Consider the following 26,597-nt stretch of genomic DNA (forward strand, 5'->3'; position numbering starts at 1 on the left):
AATCCGATCCGGTCATCGACAAGGGCATTATCGGTCTCCTCACGTCCCGCAGCGGTCAGAATACGGCCCAGGTTCCCGACTTTTTCGGTGAAGCCCAGGGTATCAAGATAACTGAGGTAATATTGCACCGCCCGGTCGCTCAGGATAAAACCACGTTCCGCCATGAGTTCCGAGAGCCTCTTTGCTCCCACGGGGTCCTGGTGGTCCTTAAGAATCCGCAGGATCTCGATATATTTTCGTTCTGTCCGTATCATGGTCACTTCGCCTCCACGACACCGTGGCTGTCCCCTGGTGACATACAAAGTCCATTCGGTCGCGGCCTGCGGGTATGAGGAAGAATATATCTGCAACCTCTCCAGGAGCGTAGATCCGATTCATACTGGCATGGGACTGACCGGGAGATTAAATTACTGGAAGAACTGGTAACCGATATCTGTTTTGCCTTGGAACGGATCGATGCTGATGGGGGGGCCACACGTATGGTTACACGGCGGTCAGAACATACATTCCATGCCGGACGGATACTCTCCGGCACCAGGGAGGGGATCTGGAAAACGGTATACCTGATCACCACTTTCACCCTTCGCCTGTCTTTTCTTAATACGCTGCACGCTGCTCCGTTCACGGATCATGGAATGCCAGTACACAAGCTGCAGCGTGACCTGCCACCGGTGTGGTCATGCATGGACATACAGGGTAAGCCGCCTGTCATCACTCAGCAGGACCAGAAAACCGGTCAGGATCGGGTGTCCCCGGTGCTATGCAAAAATGGCGCTCCTTGCCGAGGCTGCACGATGAGCACACGGGCAATAAAACGTTCTCAGCTCATCCGTGCCTGACGCGCTGCTGTTCTTCGGGAACATGGATCTCAAACAGGGCCCCGGACCCGAACACACCGGTCTCCCGTAGGGTCAGCCCGGTAATTTCGAGGATCTCCCTCGCCAGGAAGAGGCCCAGGCCGGTATGCTTACCTACGCCCCGCTCAAAAATATGCTCTTTGCTCCCGTCGGGAACACCAACTCCGTTATCGAAATACGTGATGACGAGCCCGTCGGAGATTTTTTCCCAGCGGATGCCGATCGTGGTGACGTGTTCCCCATGCCGGATGGAATTGTCCATGAGATTGTAAAAGACACGCTCAAGCAGCGGGTCGGCGTAGATCTCTATTTCCGCATCCGGGGGAACAAATGTGATCCCGTAGGTCCCCATAACCGGAAGCAGGTGGGAGAAGATCTGGTTGATATTCATCCACTGGGGTGCTTTTACCCCGAGATTCTCGTAATCGCGGGCAAACTCGATCTGGTGCTGGATATTCTTTACTGCACTCTCCTGGATCTCCATCAGCTCCCGCACCACCGGCTCGTTCACCACATCCTTGGCTGTATCAATATTCAGCAGGAGCACGGTCACCTGGTTGAGAATATCATGCCGGGTGATGCTTGAGAGCAGGTTCAGTTTTTTCCGGGCCTGTGCAAGAGCGATCTCCGCGAGTTTCTGGTTTGTGATATCCCGGATCATGATCAGTTTTCCCTTCATCCCATTATCGTGCGAAAGGATCGGGATGCACCGCAGTTCGAAATACTGCTTCTTCCCGTCGATCATACGATCCATCTCATGCATCTGCTCGGAAAAACGGCCGGAACCATCAGACAGATCGGCAGAGGACCCGGAACACGGGAGGAGCGTCTTTACTGACATGCCCACGGATTGCCTGAGGGATATGCCAAGGAAACGCTCGGCGGGTGCATTAAGCGACGTGATCCGGTCCTGCGTATCCAGGACAACAACACCGTCGCTCATGTTTGCTATGACCTGATCCTGGGCCATGGGGGTCACATCCAGCAACTGGTAGCGCATCATCCCGACAATGATCGCAAAGCCGGATATGATGAATGCGAACGGTGTGGGGTCGATGACGATGAAGCCGATCTGGCGGATCGCATAGGCAAGATTAACAAAAAACGGTGTGAAAATCGCGATAAGGATCGCAATCATCTGGCCGCGGTACAGGCCGGACGTGAACACAAACCGCTGGACGATGAACATGACGCTGAGATAGATGATCAGGTAGGAGTAGATGGAGCAAAACCAGAAAAACGGGCCATAGATGATATTTGCATAGGATACTCCCCCGACGACATCCTGAGTTACTGCTGTGTAAAAAAGGTGGTGGACACCGTTGGTGGCAACAAGGAGAATACTCATACACGGTACCGCGAAAAGGAGGGCAAGATTATTCCTGGTGATCCAGTGCTCCCTGCCGGTATATTCAAAGGCAAAGAGAAGCCAGGCAACAGGAACGGCAACGATTCCCGGGTACTCAAGAGTGACGGCAAACATCTGGGTGAGGGGGTCGGCCGCGGACACTTCGAGGGCAGAACCAAACGACCATATGGCGGCCGCAAGCATAAGGAGAGTAAACGGTTTTGCACAGACAAAGGACCGGTTCCGCCAGCCCGTGACTGCAAGAATAAGGGTGATACACCCGCAGGCAATAAACGGGATATAATACGGGGAGTATTGCCAGATCATTGATCTCAACCTCGGGTCAGTGCAGAGGGGTAACGGGAGTGGCCATTATCACCCGGGGATTTTCCGGCGCCCATCACGTTCAGGGCAGTTTTCCGGGTACGACGTATCCTCATTTTGTCTTGCTGGTGAATAAACCTTCCACCAACTCAATTAATTATTCTGCCGGAAAAAGATACCCGCTGTTCCTGAACGCAGATCACAAGGGATTACAAGTTAAAAAGTGATTATCGTTCTATGAGGCGGATGTGATCATCCGTTGTTTTCTCAAGATCCTGCCGGGCCTGGAGCCGCGCAACATCAGAGATCGCCTCGAGGACATGAACTGATTCTTCCAGGAACGACAGAATATCCGCGGGAAAGAGCTCGATGCCATATTCATCCTGCAGGTACGAAGCGATCTGACGGTGATCGAGCCCGTTCTCACGCAGCTCGATCACTTTCCTTGCAAATTTCTTCTCAGGGCAGCCGCAGAGCGGGCAGTCGCGGCAGTCGCAGCGAAGGAAATCATTGAAAAAAGCGAGGATCTGGTCCCGCACACCGAAATCGAGCGCATCATAGTTCAGGCGGGAGCAGAGCGTCTCGAGCATATTTCCCGAAAACGCCAGTTCGGGAAGGCGATAACCGGCAAGCCGTTCCAGTTTTTTTGCGTGACGGAACCGTGCCCGGTCAGCGATCAATCATCGTCTCCTGCGGACTCATCAAAGTTCTTGAGGGAGGCCATTGCTTCGTTGATGCGCTCGCACTCGATAAGCCATTCGTCAAAGAGCGTCGGGTTTTCCAGATCATCTTTCACGTATTTCCCGCAGCAGGCTGCGCCGTCCATGACAGCAGCCGCAATATTTGCAGCGGCTTCCAGGGCAAGTTCCATGTCCTTCTCGATCTTGTCCCTGCCGGTCTTGATCAGGGTCTTGATCTCCTTGTCAAACCCGCCCTCGAGATATTTCCGGCACCCGGCGAAAAGCGCGAGTTTCGGGAGCTGGAGGATCCCGACAAGTTCCCCGAGATCGCCTTCCGGGGAGGCAGTCATGACGATCGCTTCAATCTGCGAGAGCTTGTCGAGGGCTTCCTCGTGTGAGTAGCGCTTGTTCTGGAAGAGCTTGATCACTTTGAGGACTGACAAGGTGATATCGACCGAGAAACCATCGAGGATCCTGAACCCTTCCGGCAGCTCCTCGCTCTTGGGATCGACATCGAAACTGGCTTCACTCAGGGTTTTGAGCCAGTTGTCCCACCGCTCCTGATTGTAAAAAATATAGAACAACTTGAGCGGCTCTTCTTCTTTTTTGCTTGCCTTCTTCGCCATTTCAGTACACTATTCCCTCCCGCAATTAAAGGGTTTTGTTGTCAGGGTTTTGTAAACGGGTTTCCGAGTGTCGCAATCATGACAACTTTCTTAAAAAAGCATAAAAATGGTTCAGGGCTGTGCGCCAGGAACCATCCATCTCCCGCCAATAGTTATGTTTCCCGGCATCCAATACATGGTAAGACGATGACTGAATCTCCGAGTGCCGGAACTGATATTTCCGCAAATCCCGTTATGGTAAGATACGGGGAATTATTCCTGAAAAGTGAGCCGGTCAGGCATCACTTCATCGGGATGCTCCTGCGCAACATCCGTCATGCCCTTACTGCAAACGGCCTTTCTGCCTGCTTTGAAACCCCCCGCGGGCGCATCCTGATTTTCGGGGAGGAGCCAGCCCGTATCGCGGATATCGTGGCACGGGTGTTTGGCGTCATCGATGTCAGTATTTGCGTCATTACGGGGAAGGAGGTCGAGGCACTTTCAGCAGCAGCGGCTGATCTTGCATCCGCTCACCTCAGCCCGGGAAAGAGCTTTGCCGTCAGGGCAAAACGGCAGCAGAAGATCGGGCTCACCAGCCAGGTACTCGGAGAACAGGTCGGTTCAGCGGTATACGATCGCATTCCGGGCCTCCGTGTTGATCTGAAAACACCGGATTATGAGATATTTGTCGAAGTGAGGGATTTTGGCGGTCTCGTGTATGATTCCCGGATTCCCGCTCCCGGCGGCCTGCCACTGGGCACGCAGGGGCACGTCCTTGTCCTCCTCTCATCAGGCATAGATTCCCCGGTCGCATCCTGGCTTGCCATGAAACGCGGGTGCGAAGTCACCCACCTGCACCTTGACGCCGGCCGGTGGGCAGGAACAGATGTCCTTGCCGCAGCAACCGAAAACCACCGGAAACTCTCCTGCTGGTGCCCGGGGGAGGATGTCCGGATGATTGTCGTGCAGAACGAAGCACTGTTTGACGAGATGCAGCGCCTTCGCATACAACCACGATACCGGTGCGTGATCTGCAAGCGCTTTATGCACCGGGTGGCGGCCGGGATCATGCAGGCAGACGGACAACAGGCACTGGTTACCGGGGAGAACCTTGGCCAGGTCGCATCCCAGACCCTTGCGAACCTCTCGGTCATTTCCGAAGCGGTCACGGTGCCGGTCCTCCGCCCGCTCATCACGTACGACAAAGAAGAAACCATCACCCTCGCCCGCAGGATCGGGACCTTTGACACCCACCCGGGCGATCTTGCCTGCCGTGCGGTTCCGAAGATGCCATCTACTGCTGCGTCCCTTGTGGAGATACAGGAATGCGAGCAGAAACTGGATATGGATACCCTCATAAAAAATGCATGCGGGAATCCCCTCGTGATAACGGCACGCGATGGCAGGATCAGGGAGTGATGACCCGTAGGACACCCCCGGTCTATCATTGATGGAGGGGGCGGCACTCCGTTTTGCACTAAGGGATCAAAGAAGCTTTCGTGCGCAGTCAACGACCGTGGTCAGTGCCTTGACCCGGGCGTACCATTTGTCATCGGATTCGACAACCGTCCAGGGAGCGATGGGTGTGCTGGTCCGGGCGAGCATCTCATCGATCGCGTCATCGTACAGATCCCACTTCTCCCGGTTTCTCCAGTCTTCCTCAGTGATTTTATGGATCTTGGAAGGATCGCTTGCACGCTGCTGGAACCGTTTGAGCTGCTCCTCCTTGCTGATCTCAAGCCAGAATTTCACGATCCCGCCGCCGCTTGACCGGACATATTCCTCCTCCATCTCATTGATCTCCTGGTAGGCCCGTTGCCATTCCGTGGCAGAACAGAATCCTTCCACCCGTTCGACAAGCACCCGACCGTACCAGCTGCGGTCATAAATCGCGATGTGACCTGCTCTCGGGTAGTATTTGATGAATCTCCAGAGATAATGATGTTCTTTCTCGCTCTGGTCGGGAGCAGCAATGGGAATGACATCGTAGCCCAGCGGATTCATGTAGCGTGCAATCCGGGTGATGTTGCCTCCTTTACCAGCGGCATCCCAGCCTTCGTACATGATTACAAGGGGTATCTTCCGCTTGAAGAGGAGATAGTGCAGTTCGAGCATCTCGATCTGGAGGGTATTGAGCTGCTGCTGGCAGTCTTCCTTGCTGCAGGCATCCTCCGGTGCAGAGCTTCTCTTAACCTGATTCTTCCGGGGCCTTACCGGCTCCTTCTCCTTCCCATGTTTGGATTTTCCTTCTTTTCCGCTTTCAACACGTTTTTCAAGGGCTTTTACCAGCGTTGCATAAACTTTCAGGATCGCATACTGCCGGTCCGTCGCCTCGATCACATTCCACGGGGCATATACGGTATTGGTCTTCTCAAGGAATTTGTCGATTACCGGCATCGATGTATCGTACTGATTATGGAGATGCCAGATTGCGGGGGTTACCAGCCATGCGGTGAGGGGATTGCGTTCCCGTTCCTCGAGCCGGAGCTTTTGTTCTTCCCTGGCGATATGCAGGAAGATCTTGATGATTACCGTACCGTCATCTGTCAGCTGCCGCTCGAACGTGTTGACGGCATGGATCTTTCCTTCAAGGGATTTCTGCCATGCAGACCGTTGCATCTCTTCAGAGATCGCCCTGCTGTACCAGCTCCGTGCAAAAAGGGCAATGCGTCCCCGCGGAGGAGTACGGGTCCAGAACCTCCAGAGAAACGGGCGTGATTTTTCCTCATCCGTGGGTTTGTCGATCGCATGCAGCGTGAATCCGCGAGGATCCAGTGACTGGATGATCGCCTGGGTCGACATGGTGATCCCGGAGGCATTCCAGCCTTCAATGAGAATGATCGTTGGAGTTTTCTGGTCCCGCAACACCCGCTGGAGCACACTCAGGCGCTCCTTATAACCGGTGAGGGTTTCATCGAAACTCGCTTCATCAACAGTTTTTGTCAGATCAAGTTTATCCAGCATGGTACCAGCCCACCGGTGTAATGGATTCTTTCTGCACGCTCATCCGTCTCGTCTGTGATATCTGCTCTGTCTACCTGCTGGTGTTGATTACGCCAGATATTAATATATCGCATACAAGGACCGCGGAAGCAAGGGCCGCGGAATCATAGATAGTAATTCCCGGAATTAATTATATTTAAATAGAGTGGAATACGGTTTCCTTCTAATTTATGTAGTACGGTATCGTACCGATCAATCGGTTTTACAAAAAAAACCGCTGTGTATTTTCCCGTGTGGTGACGGGAGATCCGTACGCAGCCATAAGCAAAGATCCAACAATCACAGAGGAAGAGACAACATGGTAGCAGATAGTGGTTCCACGATCGCATGGCTCATCACCGCAACGGCACTGGTGATGCTGATGACCCCGGGCGTAGGATTTTTCTACGGGGGTCTGGTACGGAAAAAGAATTTTATTTCCATGATCTCCCTTTCCTTCATTGCCTTTGCCCTCGTCAGCATCCAATGGGTACTGCTGGGATACTCACTCGCGTTCGGAAACGATATGGGCGGCATTCTGGGGAACCTCCAGTTCGTGGGACTGAATGGCGTGAGCATGACAGCAGGAGATGCGGGATATCCGCCGCTCCTTTTCATGATCTTCCAGCTGACATTTGCCGCGGTGACTGTTGCGATTGTCACATCCGGGCTTGCTGAGAGAGTGAAACTGAGTTCGTTCATCATCTTCTCCCTGCTCTGGACAACGCTCGTATATGATCCGATTGCGCACTGGGTCTGGGGCGGCGGATGGCTCGCCTCGATCGGCGCCATCGATTTCGCCGGGGGAATGGTCGTACATATCAGCGCGGGATTTGCAGCCCTTGCACTCGCGCTGGTCATCGGGAAACGCGCCGGATACGGCCAGTACACCATGGAGCCGCACAATATTCCCATGACCCTCCTCGGCGCCGGCCTTCTCTGGTTCGGATGGTTCGGGTTTAACGGCGGTAGTGCTCTTGCAGCGAACGGTATGGCCGTGAATGCAATCGTAGTCACCAATACGGCTGCTGCCGCAGGGGCACTTTCCTGGATGGCGATCAGCTGGATCAAAGGAAAGCCAAGTTCCCTCGGCATGGTCACGGGTGCCGTTGCAGGTCTTGGTACAATTACTCCTGCTGCCGGATATGTAACACCGATGACCGCAATCCTGATTGGTGCAGTTGCCGGGGCGGTCTGCTACAAGGTAATGGTCTGGCGGATCAAAAGCGATTGGGATGAGAGCCTTGACGCCTGGGCAGTCCATGGGATTGGCGGGTTCCTCGGCACCATCTGTACCGGGATCTTTGCAACAACAGCAGTCTGCAGTTATTCCGGGCTCCTCGAAGGAAATGTCCACCAGTTTACCGCGAATGTGATTGGTGCTGTAGCCGTCACGATCTATGCCTTTGTGGTGACCTATGTACTCGCAGTCCTCGTCGACAAGACGCTGGGTCTCAGGGTCACTGAAGAGGAGGAGTATGTCGGGCTCGATCTCTCCCAGCACGGAGAGAGTTGCAGATAATTTTTTTTATCTTTTTTCTGTTGATGAACGGGGATGAATCTGTACGTTCACATGCTAATGATAAAAATGATGGAATAATCAACCACTAACGAGGCTTCCCCGCCCCGGGGCCTCTCCGGGGACCTACGACGGAGGTCGAGAAGTTCGCATGAACTTCGAGGCAGGAAGGGGTTGGAAATTCACGGATTACTGTTCCGCATCGGTTGCGCCCGGGGGGGACCGTTGCTGGTGCAGAAAATAATATTCTGAGGAATTTTCTCTCTGACTGCCATGCCTTTGACGATGGCCAAAGAACCCTGGAGCGATTACCTGTCAGAAGCTTTCCAAAATACCGTAGTACAAACGGATTTTCTTATGAAAATAGTACTAATCAGAATGGAATGAGCAGGTTGAAACTATCATATCATCCATTATGATGAACTCCGCCGCTCCCGACGGGGCGCCCCCGCGGCGGATCAGTGACAAAAAAACAAATTAATCAATCCTCATTGCCCCGCCGTGCCTCATCTCTCATGAGATTCAGCAAATCGAAGAATCCTTGCGTATTCTTCTCCAGTCAATCCTCGCTGAAGCGACGATTGCCTCCTCGGAGAGGCCCTGAGGCGGAGGAGACTCACAAATATTCATTTTTTTTACGATTTTCACGTTCGGGTCAGCGGGACAGAATCTGTCCCGGTGCATCTCAAAAAAAACGCTTAAGAAATGCAATGATTTATTCATTCACCGCAATCCCGTTTTCCCGGGCAATATCCACGAAAGCAGCCGCGAGATGCGCTGCCTGCTTGCCGGTCATGCCATACGTATTGAACTTCCAGACCTTTGTCGCCCCGGGAATTACGCCGGTAATCCCTTTTTCCTCCAGTGCTGACGAGAAGTAATACCCGCGCTTCTTATGAGTTTCGGCAATCGTATCGAAAGATGCAGTGGTATCAACACGGGTCATCGTATGTTTCCGCGGGAATTCCGAGAGAATCCTTGTGCCGGCAACAGACTCAAGAGCCTCGGTGACCACGCGGTGGTTTGCAAGTTCCCGGTCGAAATGCTTCACCCGCTCTTTCACATGGGGGAACGAGGCCATCATACCAATAAGCGTTGCACCCATCAGCGTGCAGCCCATCATCTCCGGTTCCTTGATCCCGAACTTCCTTTTTGTCACATCCCCGATAATGGACGTTGTCCGGAACACTTCGGCTGCACGCTCTGCGGTTGCTGCAAGGATACCGGAGGGTGCCGGGGCGGCCATGCTCTTATGGCCGGACCCAACAACGAAATCCACACCAAGGGCCTTCCCGTCAACGGGCAGGATACCCACGGTATAAGCGCCATTATATACGATCGGGACGTCATACTGGCGCGTCACCTTCGCAATAGCGGCGATGTCATGCATATTGCCGTACTGGTAATCGATATGATCGATGAAGGCGAGGACCGGGGCCCTGCCGAATTCGCGTTTTACTTCTTCGATCTTCGCTGCTGCTGCATCAGGTGTTACGAGCTTGTGCTCGTTTGCAGGGATCTCCCGGGCAACACCCCCGGCTTCTTCCACCGCGAGGAACTCGGTATAATGCGAGAGCGAAGTGAGGAGTACCGGCTCACCTTTTTTAACATAGGTCTGGGCAACGGCCTGGAACCCGCGGCGGGCCCCGGGCACCGTACGGACGGCATCCATGTTAAGCCAGCCCGCAACGTCCTTATGGAATTCCGCAATCGGGGGCTTGCTGATATAATCGAGCCGGTTGGGCTTCCGGCAGTTGTCACAGACCGAATACCCGTCCCCGTACGCGATCACCGCTTTCATCGCGTCTGCAGTGAGCCGGCCCCCGGCCTGGATCGGATCGATATTGATGAACAGTTCGTCAACCTGACGCGCCTCAATTCCGTTCCCGCATCTCATTTCAGCATCTCCTGCTTAAGGGAGGAGACCTGCCGTTCCAGATTATCGAGCAGGCGCTGTACCTGCACCTTCTGGCCATCATCGAATTCATGCCCGGGCGCAGTCTGCCGCAGGAGAACCCGTAAATCAGTCAGCGTATAGATTGCCTGGAAGGTCATATCGACAGCCCGTTTCGACATGGGATCACCACCACACTATTGCATGTAATGAATTAAGTAGGTGATCAAAAACTATCCCGCAGGGCGGATCCTGACAGAGGATTCGGTGTCCTGGAAGTAACAGGGATCGCAACCGTCCGGTATCATCGAATAATCCCATGAGGCCCCCTCACGGAAAAAATCACCTCACATGAGCTGAAAATTCTTGTTATTGTAGTCAGTGCCGGATATCCGGGAGGGATATGACTGTACAGGACACCCGGAACGTTGCAGGACAGAAATACCCCGGTTGCACCAGGAAATTCCTGCAGGAATTCTCCGGATTGAACATGAATCTCTCTGCAATCCCCCGCCACAGGAATCATTTCATGCATCTTTTTGAGCTGGGACTGTCAAGGGAGAGGTATGGGTCTCATGGAGATACTCTGGCCACTGTTCTTTCCGATCCTCGCATCGATAATAGCAGCCATCAATATCGCCGTAAAAAAATATACCGGGACAAAAGCTCTTGAGACATTCCTGATGTGGCAGCTTGCCGCAGGATTCGGCCTCTCCCTGCTTTGGGGCGGGATCGGACACCTTCTCTTTTCCGACATGGTGGCACAGTCGATCGGGTGGCCGACCGGCAGCCCGTTCCAGCTCGAGGTCGGGATGTGGGATGCCGCTATGGGACATTCCACAGTCATGTTGGAATCCCTCTGATTCCAACCATTTTCCATAACAATGAACCTCCGTGGTTCTTGTAATACTGGCTATTTTCAGAAGATAAGAGTTATGCTGGTTCAGACCATGAAATTGGAAAAAATGTATTGAATCATTGGCACAATGCAAAATAGGAAATCACTGTGCCGATGAATAAGCAGTATTGTGTAATGACAAACAAAAATTTTCCGTGTTCCCTGTGTTGTTGCCCGCTCCTTGTTCTATCACCCCCGTTAGGATACAGAATTTATGAGGATATTCATAAACCAGTACTCTGGTTCACCAGAACGCGCGCCATCATCGGTCTGATCTAAAAAAAAGATTATGCTGGTTCTGAACCAGCAACAGGGCAAGTTGAATCATCTGTTTCAGCCCAACCGAATACTTCGTGTGGAAGAATATTATGCCCATGGATCCTAAAGAATGGAGCCGAAAGGATTACCATTGTAACTTCGATCCTGACCCATGAATCCTCCGCGGTGTCCTGGTCCAAGTTGCACGCTATGACAGTCGCCACAAGGTTGCGGAACGACTTCCATGCTTCTTCCGAAGGATAATCCGTCTTGAATTTGAACATCACGAAGAATTCGTTCTCCAGAAGACAGCGTGAATCGTTTGGACAACTCCGACCATAGCACGCTCTCACCAATTCAATCCCGGGGAAGTCTTGTTCCAACCCTTCTTCTATTGAAAATTCTCCCGTTTCATGCGAACACATCTTATCACCTCCTTTGTGTTGGACACCAAGTCAATAATGATATTCATAAACCAGTACTATGACTTCGGACATCGGAGACAAGTTTAATCGAGTTTACACCCGTTAGGGCATTGCTACGATCCCTGGTAATACTTTCCGCCGGAGTCAGGTCTTACACATGGCATCGTTCGCTGCCCACAGACTTTACACTCCATCAGACCGGTACTTATATCGACAATTTTCATGACTTTCTTCGTCGTATTCTCGACCCTTATCCGTATCATGGACTCCGAGAAAGTATACGAGGATATACATGAACCACTATGCTGGTTCGGTAAACACGCAGAGAAAGAAATACCGCGAAAAGTATCGAGAATTGGTAAGATCCGAGGATATCATGCGAGTGCGGGGCTTTCACTGGCGTAATCCATAAAAATTAGAATTGCGTTAAACACTACTTTTTCAGGTTATCGTATATTTCCCGATATTCTTCGAAAGTGATCTCGCCTTTTGCATATCGCATTTTCAGCACTTTGGTGATTTCGCCATCATCGGGGCTCGTTTTAGCTGGGTTTGTAGATTGTTCATGTTCCTTCTGACTTGGAGATGCAGATACGGAAGACGAGTTCTCGATACCTAATATTTGATTTTTCTTTGCCTCGAATTCCTCATATGTCATAAGACCCTTGTCACGTAACGTCGAGATTTTCTCTATTTCTGACACATAATGTTGATACGCGGCTGTTGAACTTGAAAACTGAGGTGTGCTATTTGGGAATGCGAGTGAGGATGTTTTCATACCCGAATATTGTTTTTTCTTTGCTTCCCTTTCCTTAGCCGATAGAAATGGCCTATCCCAGAACGGGATTTCCTCTATTTCTGGCGTATTATCTTGGGGAGTAAACGAATGATCACTCTCATATGTCGATGGTATAACCGTTACAGTTTTTTTCTCATGTTCGTGAGCTAACTGTATACTTAAATACTTTATAAAAATAAAAAATAAAATCACAATCCCCACCAGAATAGTGATGGGGAGGAAGCTATCGGATACGGAATAAACCGAGTATCCTGATCTATCGGGAACAGAATAGATGGTTGCTGATACGACTTGGACAAGAAAAGCCATACATAATAGAAAAAGGGAAATCTTGATCGAAATTCTCATTTCATTCATAGATACCTGATTATTTTAAACCTTTATAAATACCATCCCAGATTACACCATATATTTCTTCGTGGTTAACAGGTTGAGATGCAATATAACCAAGCCCTCACTGAACCCACACTTTCACGCTCCATTCTCCCAGCACTCATATCTCAACAACACGACTTTCTGACGCATGGATCTCCGCATAAATGATCGTATCATCCTATCGCCCGGGCGTTTTTATGCAATAGTGGCACCTGTGGAACTCTTTCTAGCAGGTCTCAACGATAACCCGGCCATAGAGAGGTACACGACCATCTTCATTAGCGGGAATTTTTCACGACTGTTGAATGGAATTAACCGGACTTCGGAAAACTTCGAGGTACAGCGTGCGTTTACAGTACATCAATTGCTGACGATTTTACAGGAAGAATATCATAGCATAGTCATCGTTGAACACGATCCAACCCTCTACGAAGACGCGGGGGATGTGAAGCGGGTTGTCCCGCCCTCGATGAAAGATGTGTCTCGGGATTCGATATTTGTCTTGTACTCCCCGAAAATGGATCGGCACTTTGCGTATCTGGCACAAACGGCAGATTATCTCATCTATTACGAGGATACGAGTGATCCAATAGGCACCCGTATTAGAAATTCTTCAAAATCAAAAACACGACATAATGGACTACCGAATACCCAGAAGACGTTGTTTTGAGAATCGAATCTCGCTGCTACCACTTATACATAGACCTTGCCGACGCCCCGAATACGAAACTGTAATGTATCGCCCTGCCACATGCTGTCAACGTGACGACGTTAGAATCGTTTACCGGCGGGTTGTGGTTTAACTTTAACACGAATGAGAAGTCCGTGTCGTTTGAGGATTCGATGAACGGTTCGCCATGAACAGGGGAGATCGAACTGGTGTATGATCCGACGGGCACCCCATGAAGGATAGTTCTCCTTAAGTCGGATAATTCGTCGTTTCAATGCCAAAGATATTGCATACGGAGACCGTTTCGGCCCGATCTTTTTTGGCCGTAATCCCTTCTTCTGATCCTGACTACGGGTCTTTGCCCATCGTCTCACTGTCCTTTTGGATAGATTATACGTCTCTCCGATCTCTCGTGCACTTCGTATTCCTTCTTCATAGAACACGACTGCTTTGATCCTGATCTCCATTGTCGCTTTCACCGCAATCACCTGTTCGGTGCTCTTGAAAGCGGACATAAATGCTGTCACTACATTAGGACAGAAACTCTGGCACACTACATTTAAGATCAGTTACGGTTGAAATTTTTGTTAAATAGAAAACAATTTGCGAACATTTATCGATACACGAAATAATCATTTTTAAACAGCGTGAGGTATATTATGAAAATTGGAAAATTTAGTTTTTTATTCCTTATTTCCGGATTGATTGTTCTTATGATTGCATTTGCCGGATGCACGTCATCAGGTCAACAAACTAGTTACAGTCCACAAGTACTCCCACATGCAGAATTACATGTAAATATGGGCCAGACCGAAGAAAAATGGTCTGTAGGTTTGGGATGTTATTGGCTTGCAAGTGGTACAGCATATAATGCTGGTAATGCACAATCCAATAATGCTGTTGCAACTTTAAATCTGATAGATTCAAGTGGTGCTATCAGAGATAGTAAGAGTATCTCACTTGGAAGCTTAATGCCAGGTGCATCTCAAAGTTTTCAAGCTACATTAGATGGAGAATGCGGTCATACTTATTCTCTAAAATATTCAATTTCCTAATTTTTACGAAATAAATTAATTAATGGCAAGATTTTGAACATTTAAGGTCAACCACGACTGATGAGTTTCACATAACATCCTAAATAATAATTCACTTTATTCACAGTTGACTATGTATTTTCCGTCAGCAAAGCAAAAGCACATTTGTATACGTGTTTTCAGACGTTCACGTAAAAGATAAAAGTCCTGATATCGTTTCAACGGGGCTGGATAAGTTCAGTCCAGTTAATTATTATTATTCAATTATTCTGTTTCTTTATCGAACATTTTTTACAAAGCCAAAAATGTTTAAACTTGAAAATGGATATAGAAATCTATTATAAAAAACGAGTGGGACGAAATACATGACGATTGTTGACTCATTACTCGGAAGAACAACTTTTGACAGCATGAAAATAAAAGATTTGGAATTAGAGAATATCCGGTTAAAAACACGGACTAATACCCTCATTAAAAAAATTAAAACCCTTGAAAGAGAAAAATCAAAATTGTTTAACACGGCTGTCGGTTCCAGCCCTTTAATGATAAAAGTCCATGCTCATGAGATCAAACGATTGAGTCTGGAAGTTGAACAGCAATACAACTTTTTTATGCGATATACCAAGATGAGTGTCGCGATCACGAACCTCATTTTATTGAAAAAATATGAGAAAGAACTCAAACAGAGCAATTTGTGGACAAAACTTTCGCATATGGATTCAGAATCACTTATTGAGACAATGGGGAAAATCAACCTTGTCGGTAAGAATTTTGAAGGTATTGTCGATCTGGTGAATGACACTCTCGAAAGCGGATTGGATGACTATAAAACCGATGAAGAAGATGATTCGGTCCAGCAGATTGTTGATGCGATTACTAGTGTCCAGAAGGGAGTACTCCCCATAGAGGAGGCCCAAAAAGCAATTTCTTTTGATCAGAAGCTTGAGGAAAAAGAGGCATAATCAAATGATTCTTCGAAGAATCAAATATTTTTTCACAAAAAATCCACTCGATTTGATCGATCCTGTCGCTGTCAAAGACGAAAAAATCAGATTAGAAAGTGAGATCGAGTCTCTTCACAGAAACGTTCTGGCACTGGAAAAAGTAATTGATGAGACCTGGAACAAAGCGAAGGAGACAAAATCCCCCGCTGATGAGCAGGTACTTGCCCAGCGAATCAATACCCTTTCAATACGAAAGAATGCCACTCTGAAAAAAATATCTAGTAAAGAATCACGTCTTCACACGGTCGAAGAATTTGATAATAAAATAGAGGAGAGAAAAGAGAAACGTTCTCTTGCTCCGCTTACAAAAGGGTCCGAACTGGAACTGCAGGAATTCTTAAACCAGATCTCCGAATTTGAAGAAGGCAAAAAACAGACAGACAAAATATTATCGGGAATTTCCGATTCCGACACCGTGGAAATGGATGATGGAGTTGCTGAGGTTCTGCAGGCAATAAAAGCAACAAAAATAAGTGACACGTATAAAATTGCGCCTGATACAGAACAGGTTGCTCCCAAAAAAAAGAGCCCCGAGTTTGAGAACTAATCGTTCCCTACCCGGGATTTTAATCAATATTCCAACAGTCATGTGAAGTTATCGGGAGGGGATGCGGATGTCAATAAATATTGACCTGACAATACCATTAAAACGTGAATTAGAGAAAGCGCATAAGCAATTTGATGATGCAAAAACAAGGGGCGAACCTGAAGAAGCGAAAAAAATGGCTCTGGTTTGTTGTAATATCCTTATCCAGCTCGCAAAATCCGATCCAAACAAAAAAGCCGAATATATTGAAGCGGCAAAAAGTTTTAAAAATTATGCAGATTCCGGTGCAAAAACAGTTTCATCGACGTCTCCCCCAAGTAGTTTTGAGCAAATCCGGGACGACCAGAAGGATCTTGCAGGATATGCAGAGAGTCTCATCGCAAAATCCAACGTCACTTGGAAAGATATCGGGGGTCTCGATTCCGTAAAAGTAAGAATCATGGAGACTATCGTCATTGCAGGGTTAAAGAAACCGGTATCGATCAAATCGGATAAAGGAATTCTTCTTTTTGGTCCTCCGGGTACGGGGAAAACCCTTCTTGCAGCGGCTGCTGCGGGGAGTCTCAACGCCACATTTTTCAATGTTAAAGTAAGTAACGTGCTCTCAAAATATTTCGGGGAGTCCTCAAAATTAATCACGTCGCTGTATGAAACGGCACGAAAAAAGCAGCCCTCGATCATTTTTATTGATGAATTTGATTCCATCACCTTGTCCAGAGATGAGGAAGCCGGTGATGCATCACGAAAAGTGTTATCGACCTTACTTTCAGAACTCGACGGGTTTCAGGATAAAAAAAGTGACGAATTACTTTTGACACTTGCTGCAACGAATTCTCCTTGGGACCTTGATGAAGCGATTCTGTCACGGTTCCCCTTGCGGATTTACATCCCCCTGCCGGATGCCAAATCCGTTGAAGAGATCATAAAAATCCAGTTGAAAGGACTGGACATTGCTTCATTAAATCTGGGCAAAATCTCTGAAATGTGTATAAAGAAAAATTACTCCGGGAGGGATATTCAGTTCCTCTGCCAGGAAGCTCTCCGGAGTATGATCAGAGTCCATAATCCTGATCTCTATAAGAAATCAGAACTTCCCTTTGAAGAGTTGAAAAAACAGACATTATCTGTTGGACCCATCATAATGGAATATTTCCAAAATGCGTTTGAACGGGTAAAATCTCCTATGGCGCAGGATGATATTGAGAGATTTAAAAAATGGAATGATGAGTTTGGAATATAACTTCTCTTTATCAAATCCAGTAAAACATCCGAGACCTCCATGAAAATCGATATCACATCAACTCTTATCCAGGCCGCTGAAGGGTTTTCAGCGGATTACAAGGCTGCGCTCTCAAAAGGAGACCTCGATACTGCAATGGTAAATGCACAAAAATGTCTTTTCATCTTTAAAAAACTGGCAGATCGTTACCCAAGTAGCCCACAACACTTCCCTATAAAAGTGAAAGAATGGAAAAAAATTGAGGCGTCACTGAAAGAGCAGATGGGTAATAACCCTCCCTCTTTTCATCCCGTAACGGAAGAAAAAGAAAAGAAGATTCAGCCGGATTCTGCTGAAATCAATGAACAATTCTGGCAATCCCTTATTCCTGCGAATTCAGATATCCAGCTATCCGTGCTGGATTCGGTTTTTCATATTGCTCTGGAAATTGCCCGGGAAGGCAGAGAGGGAAAGCATGTGGGTACTGCGTTTCTCATCGGAGATGCTGATGCCGTTCTTGGATATTCCAAGCAACTGATTCTCAACCCTTTTTTTGGCCATAAAGTGGAAGATCGAACGATAACAAATCCCGAGATGAATGAGTGTATCAAAGAACTTGCACAACTTGATGGTGCATTTATTGTCCGGGGAGAGGGAATTGTTGAAGCAGCAGCCCGGTATATTACGATTGATACCAGCAAAGTAAATATCCCTCAGGGACATGGGACCCGCCATTCTTCAATCGCAGCTATTACCCAGGAAACCAGGTCAATAGGAATCATTGTATCGCAAAGTGGCGGAAAGATATCTGTTGTCAAAGAAGGCAAAATATTCAAAACCATCCACCCATAACAGTTGTATATCATATTGACGATTTTTATGACCGAACAGGAAAACTGGGAATGCCTTAATCAGGTATTGAAGTCCGCTACACAGGTACTCAATCCCGCGTTCTTTTTCCATTCTGAATCTCGTGAACGTATTGATAAATTATTTAAAAAAATTCAAAACGATTACGAAAAATTTACTGATGGTCAATGTGGTTACTATAAGGCACATGTCGAACAGGAAATGCATGCCCAGTTCCAAATGGCATTACTAATATTATACTCATATGCGAAAAAAGACAAGCAGATATTGCAGCCAGCCACATTCTCTTTTTCTGATACTGAACTTGAAGTATGTGATCTGCTGAAAAAATTTTACATACTTGAGAATTTCACCCCCCTTGAACTTCACCAGAAATTACTTTCTGGAGATCGGTCGGTGGAATCATTTTATACCGGATATGCCGGATTACGGCGATCGATCAATCAACTAGTAATCCATGATGAGATAAGACCTGCGATCCGGCATTATTTGAAAAAACAGGGAGACCATTATAATGAAAAGTTTTATGAGGCATTTGGATCCGAGCCGGGTCACTTTATCGTATCAACGTCTTCTGCCCAACAAAGGGAATTTGATTTTATTAACAGAATTGAACACAAGCTAAAATCCAATAAAGACTGCATCAGATTTTCAGGCCAGTGTTTTACGGTTGATGAGATTATAAAAGGAGATACATTCAGTAATTGCTCAGCAACGTCGAATTCAATGAATGACAAAAAGTTCAAACGAACTGATACTGTTCCAAAGAATCAGTATATTAAGGCAGTATTCACTGAAAAAAGCATAACGTTGAGGAAAAAATCCTTAATTTTTTACGCGGTGTTTGTATCACATATTGAGGACTATCTAAAAAATGGATTCGACAGTAAACCCCTTGAACTCAAGGAAATTCCCGCATATCTGGACCTTGGTATTAAAGAGTCTTGTAAAAATTTCCATCACATTTTGTTTTGTATTGCTTCACCAACCGGATTCGAAAATATTGAGGATTCCAATTCAGATAAAAAAATTATGAGTAGTTTTATCTCCTCCAATGTGACGTTATGTTTTTTGGATTTACATAAAAATAAAAAATTTTTTAATGAGTTTGATAAAAAATCTATCGAATTATCGAAAATATGTGACTTAGAAACAAAAGGAGAAACACTCCTGAAATTAAAGAAGATTCTCTATCCTGAGATGGATCAAAAACTTCTTGTCAGCCAGTCGGTTTCATTAAAGCACTGTATTGAATTTTCAAAAACCAATGAATACCTGGATTCGGGACTTGTTGAAGAAATATTTTCTCACTATGCAAAGGAAAAAAAATTAGTAATTAAGGATATACCTCCGATGGGACCGGTAATAGTACTATAAACATAAATCCGAATCGGGAAATCCAGAAGAGTAACTTATAGTAATTAAACAATAATCTCTTAATGAAATAGGTTCATTGAAGGATATTCGTATGGACACTCATTTTTTGATCAGTCTTCTGATCATATTTGGCTTATCGATCATCGTCCTTTTCGTGTGTTCGTATCTTCGTATTCCTACTATTGTTGGTTTTCTATTTACTGGTGTTCTGGCAGGACCTTTTGGCCTGGCATTTATCACTGATATGAATCAGGTTGACACTTTTGCCGAAATCGGCGTGGCATTATTACTCTTCACCATAGGTCTGGAATTCTCTTTTAAAAGTCTGATCAAGGTAAAAAAAGCTGTAATCCTCGGTGGCCTGGTACAGGTTTTAACAACCATTATTGTCGCTTTCCTTTTCCTGACTTTTTTGGGACGCAGTATCGGAGAGGCGGTTTTTATTGGTTTTCTTATTTCGCTCTCCAGTACTGCAATTGTCATAAAACTGCTTCAGCAACGGGGTGAAATCGACAGCCCCTATGGGAAAAATATTCTAGCCATCATGATTTTCCAGGATCTTGTAACGATTCCGATGATGTTATTGATTCCTGTGTTATCAGGAAGTAATAGTGGAATTGGGAGTTCCCTCCCGATTCTCCTGTTACAAGGGTGCCTAATCATCGTCGTTGTCTATATTTCTGCGCGATGGATTGTACCCAGAATTCTTTATGAAGCAGCAAAATTCCGGAGTAAAGAGTTATTTTTATTCTGTATTCTGGGAATATGTGTTGCAATCGCCTATTTAACGTCGAATGCAGGCCTTTCATTGGCACTCGGGGCATTTTTTGCCGGATTGATCATCTCTGAATCAGAATTCAACCTGGAAGCACTTTCAGATATTATTCCATTCAGGGATGTGTTCACCAGTTTTTTCTTCATATCCATTGGCATGCTTCTGAATATTCAATTTTTTATGCTCAATATACTCGTCATTATTGTCCTCGTGCTGGGTGTAATCTTAATAAAATTTTTTACGGGGAGTTTCTCCGCCCTGATTCTAGGATTACCAGTCAGAACTGTTTTTCTGATCGGGTTTGCGATCGCCCAAATCGGTGAATTTTCTTTTGTCCTTTCACAAACCGGACTTCAGTATAATCTTATTTCAAATGAGACCTACCAGTTGTTCTTGAGTGTATCTTTAATCACCATGGCATGCACGCCGTTTATGATAAGTTCTGCACCCCGTATTTTTGATTCACTCTCAGAAAAAAAAGCCTTAAAGCGGCATTTCTCCTTGACGAAAGTTGAGGGAAAAACGGATCTATCGTCCCCGATTTCTGATCACATTATCATTGTAGGTTATGGATTGAATGGCCAAAATGTTGCCAGAACTGCAAAATTGTCCGCAATTCCGTATACCATTATTGAGATGAATGCCGAAACGGTGAAAACGGAGAGAGAGAACGGAGAGCCAATATTTTTCGGCGATGCAACCGAAGAAGACGTGCTTAAACATGCAAATATTCAATCTGCCCGGATTATTCTGATTGTTATTTCTGACCCGGTAGCAATCAGCCGTATTGTAAAAAAAGCCCGGTTCATGAACCCAGGTATCTATATTATTGCCAGAACGCGGTACCTTCAGGATGTAAATGATCTTTACAAAGCAGGTTCCGATGAAGTTGTCTCTGAACAATTCGAAACATCAATAGAATTGTTCACACGAATTTTATCTAAATACCTAATTCCGAAAACGGAAATTGATAATTTCGTCGGAGAGATCCGGAAAAATGCCTATGTGATGCTCAGGGATTTTCCCATTCCTGACCTGTCGTATAAAGAGATGAAGATAAACAACCCGGAATTAAATATTGCATCGGTCAGGCTGTCTTATCCATCACGATTTATCGGGAAAACAATCTCTGAATCCGCTATCCGTCAGAATTACCGAGTTACTATTCTTGCAATTAGGCGTAAAAATGCCGTTATTACCAATCCCACTGGGGATGAAAAATTTGAAGAGAATGATCTTATTGTCGTTCATGGAAATTCTCCGGATATTAACCGGTTTATCGAACAGGCTACAAATTTTTATAAGAATCCAAAAGAATAATCTACCCTGTAAAACATATATCGGATATTCTAAAGTACCTTTATAAATTGGTGATTTATGTGAGAGTAAATGAACATACGCAAAAATTTTTTATTAAATTGTCAATCTTATGCAGCCTGATTCTCTCAATTTTTTTCTCTCTGATAAGCGCTCAGACGATTAATGGGGGTCTGAATACCACCCTGCCGGGTGTGATTTTTTACCCGGTCGTTTCGATCATATTGGGTTTCCTACTGATCTGTTCCATCGGGCTCTCTTATGACGAGAGTACAAAGATCTGGGGGATATTTTTATTTGTCTTTCTGATACCTCTGATTGCATCATACACGATATTACATAATGTCTTGTACATTGATTTCCTCCTCTATGGTCTCCTGGGTGGAAGCATATTCACCGCGTATTTTTTTATCAATCATCATCATGAGATTTTTTCACGATATGTGAGATATTTAATAAAAATTTTCATTGCGATGCTGGCGTTTATTATACTCTACAATTTTTTGATCATTATACTCTCTGACGGTTTTGTCAACAGTTATGTAAAGGACCGGTTTGGCTTTATCTCATATATCGTGAACCTCATCATAATCTCCGGCATATATCTCATCGGCGTGGATACCCTCAAAGGTGTTAACGGATCCAAAGTCTTCGTGTTCGGCCCCAGGAGATCCGGAAAAACCTACTTCATGCTCGGGATGTTCAAACAATTCGTAGGCTTTCATGAGGGGCATTCCAAGGAAGTTATCTTCTGTGGTGACCAGAAGGAAGAGAAATTTTTCAGCTATGGGTATTATCTTGGTCAGATAGAAAAAAATGAGCCCCTCCGTGCAAACACTACTGATATGGTGGGTATCTATACCCTGATAGGAAAACAATGGGGGCTCAAATCCGTTGAGCTCACATTGGTGGATTACGCCGGTGAATGGGTTCATGATCTAACCTCGAAGATTGATCCGGTCAACTATACGGCCATTATAGAAAAATTAAGTACGAGTTTGAATATCGATCAAAAAATCCTATCGGAAAATATCGGATACATAAAATTTCTTAAATCGATCAAGGAGAGCCACCGAGAGATCATTCCCAACATAATTGAAGACGTGGTCCTATCGTTTATCTATAAACGGCTTACTGACTCGGGAAAGATCATCCTGTTGATTGATGGGGATATTGTGGCAAAAGATGATGGTGCTTCGCGGGATGAACTGACCCGTCTGTTCACGTATTATGCAAATATTATGGATTTTATAGGGGAAGAAAAACAATACGCGTTGGTTGTTACGAAGACAGATAAGATCAGGCCGATAGAATCCATCGGTGAAAACTCCCCCCATGCTGAAGAGATTGAAGGAGACATTTTTAATTATTTACATACCTTAACCACATTCCAGGCGATTGAGCATAAGGCAGGTTCGATCCCCATTTTCTTCTTCACGATAAGTGTAAATCCCATGAGTAAGAGCGATCAGCAAAATGTAATCACGCAGATTTTCCCCTGGAGGTTTGGTGAAGTTGCCAAATTCGAGCTCTGATTTCTCCGTATATTCGACGAACGGGGAGCAATTAACCGGAGATCTGGCCGGATACAATGAACTGGCGCACCAGTTAGATAAAAAAAGAATTGTGTTTTATTTTGAGGTCTCGGAGAGGATCATCTTACTCGGTACCAGATTAATGGTTCAGATAATCGGTGGCCGGGAAGAACGTGCGATTTTTATTAAAAAATATGCAGCATCTGAATTTTCAATGAAAGGCGATTTTATTAACCGTTTCTATGATGATGCTAGGACCCATGTTGAAAATCTTCAGGAGATTAAATACCGGGTACTCGGTCTTCTGAATGAAGGTGATTTACCTGTACGGGAGCGAAGCAGTAGAATATCCACACTTTCAGCCATTATTGGAAAAATACTGATCCATGTCCCGGTAAAGATCAAAATCGAGGATCTGTCCCTGTCATTCGGGATGTTAATGAAGATTGTTGAGTCGTGCAATCAAAAAAATATTCCCAACTATAAAATTACAATTGCCCAGTATCCCTATGATGAAGACGTCCTCATTTCCCCGAATATTATGGGAATGGATCTTGAAATTCTTAATAATGGTGAGGAGAAGATCCAGCCAGTTTTTGAAAAAGACCAGACTCTCTTTCGGGCTATTTCAGAAATCTTTGAAGAACAACGTAATAGAATAAAAAATACTGATTTTCAAGATAAAAACAAATTTTCGCGGATCCTGAAAAGTTACCTAATTGATTCTGATATACTGGATGAGATCATCAAACAAAATCCAAAAGAAACTCAGGATATTCTGGATTTATATCAGGATGACTCTACGTTACTCTACGAAATCGCACGAAAAATTTTCGTATACAACAAAACACTATATGGAATTGATAAAAAATTCATTATCCTCATCGTTGATTATATTATTAAATCGGTTAACCCTCCAGACTCTGACGATATAGAAATTTTAAAAACCGGCTATATCAATGGAAATAAGGATTTAAAAAATGTCATCCGAAAATACTTGATCTCTCACGGAGTATTTGAAGAATATTTCTTAAAAGATCTGCTTAATACCAGCATCAAGACATGTGACCTTCAATTGTTGGAATCGGTGATAACAAATCCGTCATTCAATGAACAAAGACTTCAAATTTTAAACAATACCATACAGTTACACAACTTTGAACAAACCGAGGTTCTTGATTTTATAGAGTGTATGTTTGAATCCAATTTTGAACAGGAGCGGAAAGGGCATTCGATATACCAAGCAGTTTTACAACAATATCAAAAGAAACAATTCAATAAGAAAAAATTGAACCAGTTACAGGATCAGTACAAACGGGCTCTCATTCCATTACCCCAAGCCACATTGATCGACACCATTTTTGTTGACGGCATCAATAAAAAATTATTGATTCTTCTGCTGGTTTCATTAATTGCAATAATCGGGATTATCGTTTACATTTTTTTTATTGGTCTTCCCGGGTTGAGTGGTGAAAAGGCGACAAATCAGATCGTAAATCAGACAATACCCCCACCAACAAACCAGATGGAAAATCAGGTACTACCACACCCATTAAATCAAACAGTAAACCAGACGACACTTCCTACTGACACTCAGACAATACCTCAATCTATAAATCAGACAGGAATCACGGCAAATCCACCACCCACAATCCAGAATCCTCACGGTATTCCGATTTAGTGTGAAAATATCAGATGATGATCGCTCACGAGGGTTCAATGATGTGTTTTTTGAGATGTTTTTTGAAAATTTTCTCGATTTCCGGTAATCGTTCCTCCAAAGGAATCTGATGGGATTTGTAAAATTTTATTGCTTCGATCTCAGTATCAAGCATTGACCGGATTTGCTCATCTTGAGAAAAATTTTGAATTTCTGTCAGATTGACAATAACATCATCATATCTGTTTTTCCGGCAATAGATCCTTATGAGTTCAAGGTGAGCCTTTAGTTTAACATAGGGTGGGGCGGGTGTGATTGTCTGCGTAGTAAAATCTTCCAGCAAAATCCTGTCGATGTCCTGAATGAGATCATCCGCTGAATTATACCGGTTGTTTCTCTCTTTTTGCAAACAATTTAAAAGAATAATATCAACCCGTTTCAGATTTGGATTTATTGTAGACGGGAGTTCGATAGGGTCATCAGAAATGATCTTTTTGTAAGTGCGGTTCGGATCTCTCTCATCAAAGGGATGTTTTCCCGTAATTAATTCATATAGAACTACACCAACCTGCCAAATATCAGTTTGGACATCAGTTGTTTCATACTTCAACTGTTCGGGTGCTGCATATAATGGTGTATAAGATGTCTGTGAAGCGAAATTTGATGGCGATACTCCCGAATGTCGCCCTAACCCCCAGTCAGCTAATTTGGGTTCATTGTCTTTTGACAACAAGATATTGGCAGGTTTAATATCATTATGAAGTCTCCCCTTTTTGTGGGCGTATGATAGGGCATCAGTGATCTTTACAATCATCTTTAACGCTTCATTTGTCGGCATGGGTGTTTCGATATGACCTAAAGATTGGAGAAAGAATTCCATCACAATGTATGGCGGGTTTGCTGAATAATCAAAAATCTTAACGATGTTTTTATGATCCAGATCTCTCCAGGTCGCGATCTCATCGATAAATTTTTTTGATTTTTTCCGATCAAATTCTTTTGGAATCTTCACTGCAACGATAAGACCATCTTTTTTTCTTTCACATTTATAAACACGGGCAGTTCCACCTTCGTTAATAAATTTATGATTCGGGTATTCCAGCACCAACTCATCCGGAAAAAAGGAGTCATATCCCCCATGTTGTGGCTTATCCGGCGGAGGGACGGGAAAATTATCTTTAATGAAACTTCTGATAACCGACCACATTTTGGTCTCGTCAATATGGGACTTTGCAATTTCAAAATCGTGTTTTACATGAGAGATATTTTTATTGTATTTTTTATAAAATTCAAATAAAATGTCAAATCTTTCCTTAACATAATTCGTTTTACCAATACCACAACTGAATGAGTCTTTGAACGATTGAAGCCCATCACCCTTTTTAAGAATAGAGGTCGTAATACCCAGATTCAAATAGGCGTCAATATTTTTTTTATTTGAATTTGTCGCGTTTTCAAAGCACATTTGGGCCTCGTTAAGTTTTCCTACCTTGACAAAATCGTAACCCATTTTTAAGTATTTTACCGTGACCTGATCAACAAAATTTGGAATTACGGGGTCGTCGATCGGATCCATAGATTTCGTTATTATATTTGATGACTATTGAATTTAACGTATCACAATG

General features: G+C 45.3%; 24 protein-coding genes. 14 read left to right on the forward strand and 10 right to left on the reverse strand.

The window, feature by feature from the left end; genetic code table 11:
* Positions 1–254 (reverse strand): winged-helix domain-containing protein (locus ABSE13_RS05165; RefSeq protein ID WP_424027435.1); only part of this gene is annotated, 254 nt, incomplete at its 3' end.
* A 376-nt stretch (positions 255–630) separates the two neighbouring features.
* On the opposite strand from ABSE13_RS05165, the gene ABSE13_RS05170 reads away from it, so the two are divergent.
* On the forward strand, positions 631–798 hold the full coding sequence (locus ABSE13_RS05170; protein WP_424027436.1) for a hypothetical protein: 168 nt from the start codon (positions 631–633) through the stop codon (positions 796–798).
* Positions 799–825: 27 nt separating this feature from the next.
* Here ABSE13_RS05170 and ABSE13_RS05175 read toward each other — a convergent pair whose 3' ends face one another.
* The 3 genes from ABSE13_RS05175 to ABSE13_RS05185 form a co-directional block, all read right to left on the reverse strand.
* Positions 826–2,532, reverse strand: coding sequence for a histidine kinase N-terminal 7TM domain-containing protein (locus tag ABSE13_RS05175; protein ID WP_424027437.1), 1,707 nt, complete (start codon positions 2,530–2,532; stop codon positions 826–828).
* Positions 2,533–2,756: 224 nt separating this feature from the next.
* Positions 2,757–3,209: a DUF5814 domain-containing protein gene (locus ABSE13_RS05180; protein ID WP_424027438.1), complete on the reverse strand. Its 453-nt coding sequence runs from the start codon at positions 3,207–3,209 to the stop codon at positions 2,757–2,759.
* A complete protein-coding gene (locus ABSE13_RS05185; RefSeq protein ID WP_424027439.1) occupies positions 3,206–3,835 on the reverse strand; it encodes a DUF2150 family protein in 630 nt (209 codons plus the stop codon). Before ABSE13_RS05185 ends, ABSE13_RS05180 begins: the two co-directional genes overlap by 4 nt.
* A gap of 186 nt (positions 3,836–4,021) precedes the next feature.
* Here ABSE13_RS05185 and thiI point away from each other — a divergent pair, with 186 nt between their 5' ends.
* Positions 4,022–5,233: a tRNA uracil 4-sulfurtransferase ThiI gene (gene thiI, locus ABSE13_RS05190; RefSeq protein ID WP_424027440.1), complete on the forward strand. Its 1,212-nt coding sequence runs from the start codon at positions 4,022–4,024 to the stop codon at positions 5,231–5,233.
* Positions 5,234–5,299: 66 nt separating this feature from the next.
* Here thiI and pap read toward each other — a convergent pair whose 3' ends face one another.
* Positions 5,300–6,778, reverse strand: coding sequence for a polyphosphate:AMP phosphotransferase (gene pap, locus ABSE13_RS05195; protein WP_424027441.1), 1,479 nt, complete (start codon positions 6,776–6,778; stop codon positions 5,300–5,302).
* A gap of 337 nt (positions 6,779–7,115) precedes the next feature.
* Between pap and ABSE13_RS05200 the strand changes: the two genes are divergently transcribed.
* Positions 7,116–8,318, forward strand: a complete 1,203-nt coding sequence (locus ABSE13_RS05200; protein WP_424027442.1) for an ammonium transporter — start codon at positions 7,116–7,118, stop codon at positions 8,316–8,318.
* A gap of 712 nt (positions 8,319–9,030) precedes the next feature.
* Here ABSE13_RS05200 and pscS read toward each other — a convergent pair.
* Complete coding sequence (gene pscS / locus ABSE13_RS05205; RefSeq protein WP_424027443.1) at positions 9,031–10,212, reverse strand: O-phospho-L-seryl-tRNA:Cys-tRNA synthase; 1,182 nt, start codon at positions 10,210–10,212, stop codon at positions 9,031–9,033.
* On the reverse strand, positions 10,209–10,391 hold the full coding sequence (locus ABSE13_RS05210) for a hypothetical protein (RefSeq protein ID WP_424027444.1): 183 nt from the start codon (positions 10,389–10,391) through the stop codon (positions 10,209–10,211). The genes pscS and ABSE13_RS05210 overlap by 4 nt, the downstream gene beginning before the upstream one ends.
* Positions 10,392–10,784: 393 nt before the next feature.
* Between ABSE13_RS05210 and ABSE13_RS05215 the strand changes: the two genes are divergently transcribed.
* Complete coding sequence (locus ABSE13_RS05215; protein ID WP_424027445.1) at positions 10,785–11,072, forward strand: DUF6790 family protein; 288 nt, start codon at positions 10,785–10,787, stop codon at positions 11,070–11,072.
* A gap of 322 nt (positions 11,073–11,394) precedes the next feature.
* Here the strand turns inward: ABSE13_RS05215 and ABSE13_RS05220 are convergent, their stop codons facing one another.
* Together ABSE13_RS05220 and ABSE13_RS05225 are read right to left on the reverse strand one after the other, a co-directional pair.
* A complete protein-coding gene (locus tag ABSE13_RS05220; protein ID WP_424027446.1) occupies positions 11,395–11,790 on the reverse strand; it encodes a hypothetical protein in 396 nt (131 codons plus the stop codon).
* Positions 11,791–12,223: 433 nt separating this feature from the next.
* Positions 12,224–12,898 carry an SHOCT domain-containing protein gene (locus tag ABSE13_RS05225; protein ID WP_424027447.1) on the reverse strand — a complete coding sequence of 225 codons (675 nt, stop codon included), beginning with the start codon at positions 12,896–12,898 and terminating at the stop codon, positions 12,224–12,226.
* Positions 12,899–13,112: 214 nt separating this feature from the next.
* Between ABSE13_RS05225 and ABSE13_RS05230 the strand changes: the two genes are divergently transcribed.
* The 10 genes from ABSE13_RS05230 to ABSE13_RS05275 all read left to right on the forward strand — a co-directional run bounded on the left by ABSE13_RS05230 (position 13,113) and on the right by ABSE13_RS05275 (position 24,993).
* On the forward strand, positions 13,113–13,634 hold the full coding sequence (locus tag ABSE13_RS05230) for a hypothetical protein (protein WP_424027448.1): 522 nt from the start codon (positions 13,113–13,115) through the stop codon (positions 13,632–13,634).
* A gap of 659 nt (positions 13,635–14,293) precedes the next feature.
* Positions 14,294–14,689 carry an FxLYD domain-containing protein gene (locus ABSE13_RS05235; protein WP_424027449.1) on the forward strand — a complete coding sequence of 132 codons (396 nt, stop codon included), beginning with the start codon at positions 14,294–14,296 and terminating at the stop codon, positions 14,687–14,689.
* A 344-nt stretch (positions 14,690–15,033) separates the two neighbouring features.
* Positions 15,034–15,630 (forward strand): hypothetical protein, encoded by a 597-nt coding sequence (locus ABSE13_RS05240; RefSeq protein ID WP_424027450.1) that lies wholly within the window; start codon positions 15,034–15,036, stop codon positions 15,628–15,630.
* Positions 15,631–15,682: 52 nt separating this feature from the next.
* The gene (locus tag ABSE13_RS05245) at positions 15,683–16,219 is read left to right on the forward strand and encodes a hypothetical protein (protein WP_424027451.1); all 537 of its coding nucleotides are present in this window, start codon (positions 15,683–15,685) and stop codon (positions 16,217–16,219) included.
* Between the two features lie 67 nt (positions 16,220–16,286).
* On the forward strand, positions 16,287–17,459 hold the full coding sequence (locus ABSE13_RS05250) for an ATP-binding protein (protein WP_424027452.1): 1,173 nt from the start codon (positions 16,287–16,289) through the stop codon (positions 17,457–17,459).
* A 39-nt stretch (positions 17,460–17,498) separates the two neighbouring features.
* Positions 17,499–18,290, forward strand: coding sequence for a DNA integrity scanning protein DisA nucleotide-binding domain protein (locus ABSE13_RS05255; protein ID WP_424027453.1), 792 nt, complete (start codon positions 17,499–17,501; stop codon positions 18,288–18,290).
* Positions 18,291–18,317: 27 nt separating this feature from the next.
* Positions 18,318–19,685, forward strand: coding sequence for a hypothetical protein (locus ABSE13_RS05260; protein ID WP_424027454.1), 1,368 nt, complete (start codon positions 18,318–18,320; stop codon positions 19,683–19,685).
* 91 nt (positions 19,686–19,776) lie between these two features.
* Positions 19,777–21,780: a monovalent cation:proton antiporter family protein gene (locus ABSE13_RS05265; RefSeq protein WP_424027455.1), complete on the forward strand. Its 2,004-nt coding sequence runs from the start codon at positions 19,777–19,779 to the stop codon at positions 21,778–21,780.
* Between the two features lie 470 nt (positions 21,781–22,250).
* The gene (locus ABSE13_RS05270; RefSeq protein ID WP_424027456.1) at positions 22,251–23,312 is read left to right on the forward strand and encodes a hypothetical protein; all 1,062 of its coding nucleotides are present in this window, start codon (positions 22,251–22,253) and stop codon (positions 23,310–23,312) included.
* Positions 23,287–24,993 carry a hypothetical protein gene (locus tag ABSE13_RS05275; RefSeq protein WP_424027457.1) on the forward strand — a complete coding sequence of 569 codons (1,707 nt, stop codon included), beginning with the start codon at positions 23,287–23,289 and terminating at the stop codon, positions 24,991–24,993. The genes ABSE13_RS05270 and ABSE13_RS05275 overlap by 26 nt, the downstream gene beginning before the upstream one ends.
* A gap of 25 nt (positions 24,994–25,018) precedes the next feature.
* On the opposite strand, the gene ABSE13_RS05280 is transcribed toward ABSE13_RS05275, so the two are convergent.
* Entirely contained in the window at positions 25,019–26,548 is a 1,530-nt protein-coding gene (locus ABSE13_RS05280; protein ID WP_424027458.1) for a serine/threonine-protein kinase, read from the reverse strand.
* Positions 26,549–26,597 lie beyond the last annotated feature (49 nt).

Source organism: Methanoregula sp., assembly GCF_049518935.1.
Taxonomy (GTDB): Archaea; Halobacteriota; Methanomicrobia; order Methanomicrobiales; family Methanospirillaceae; genus Methanoregula.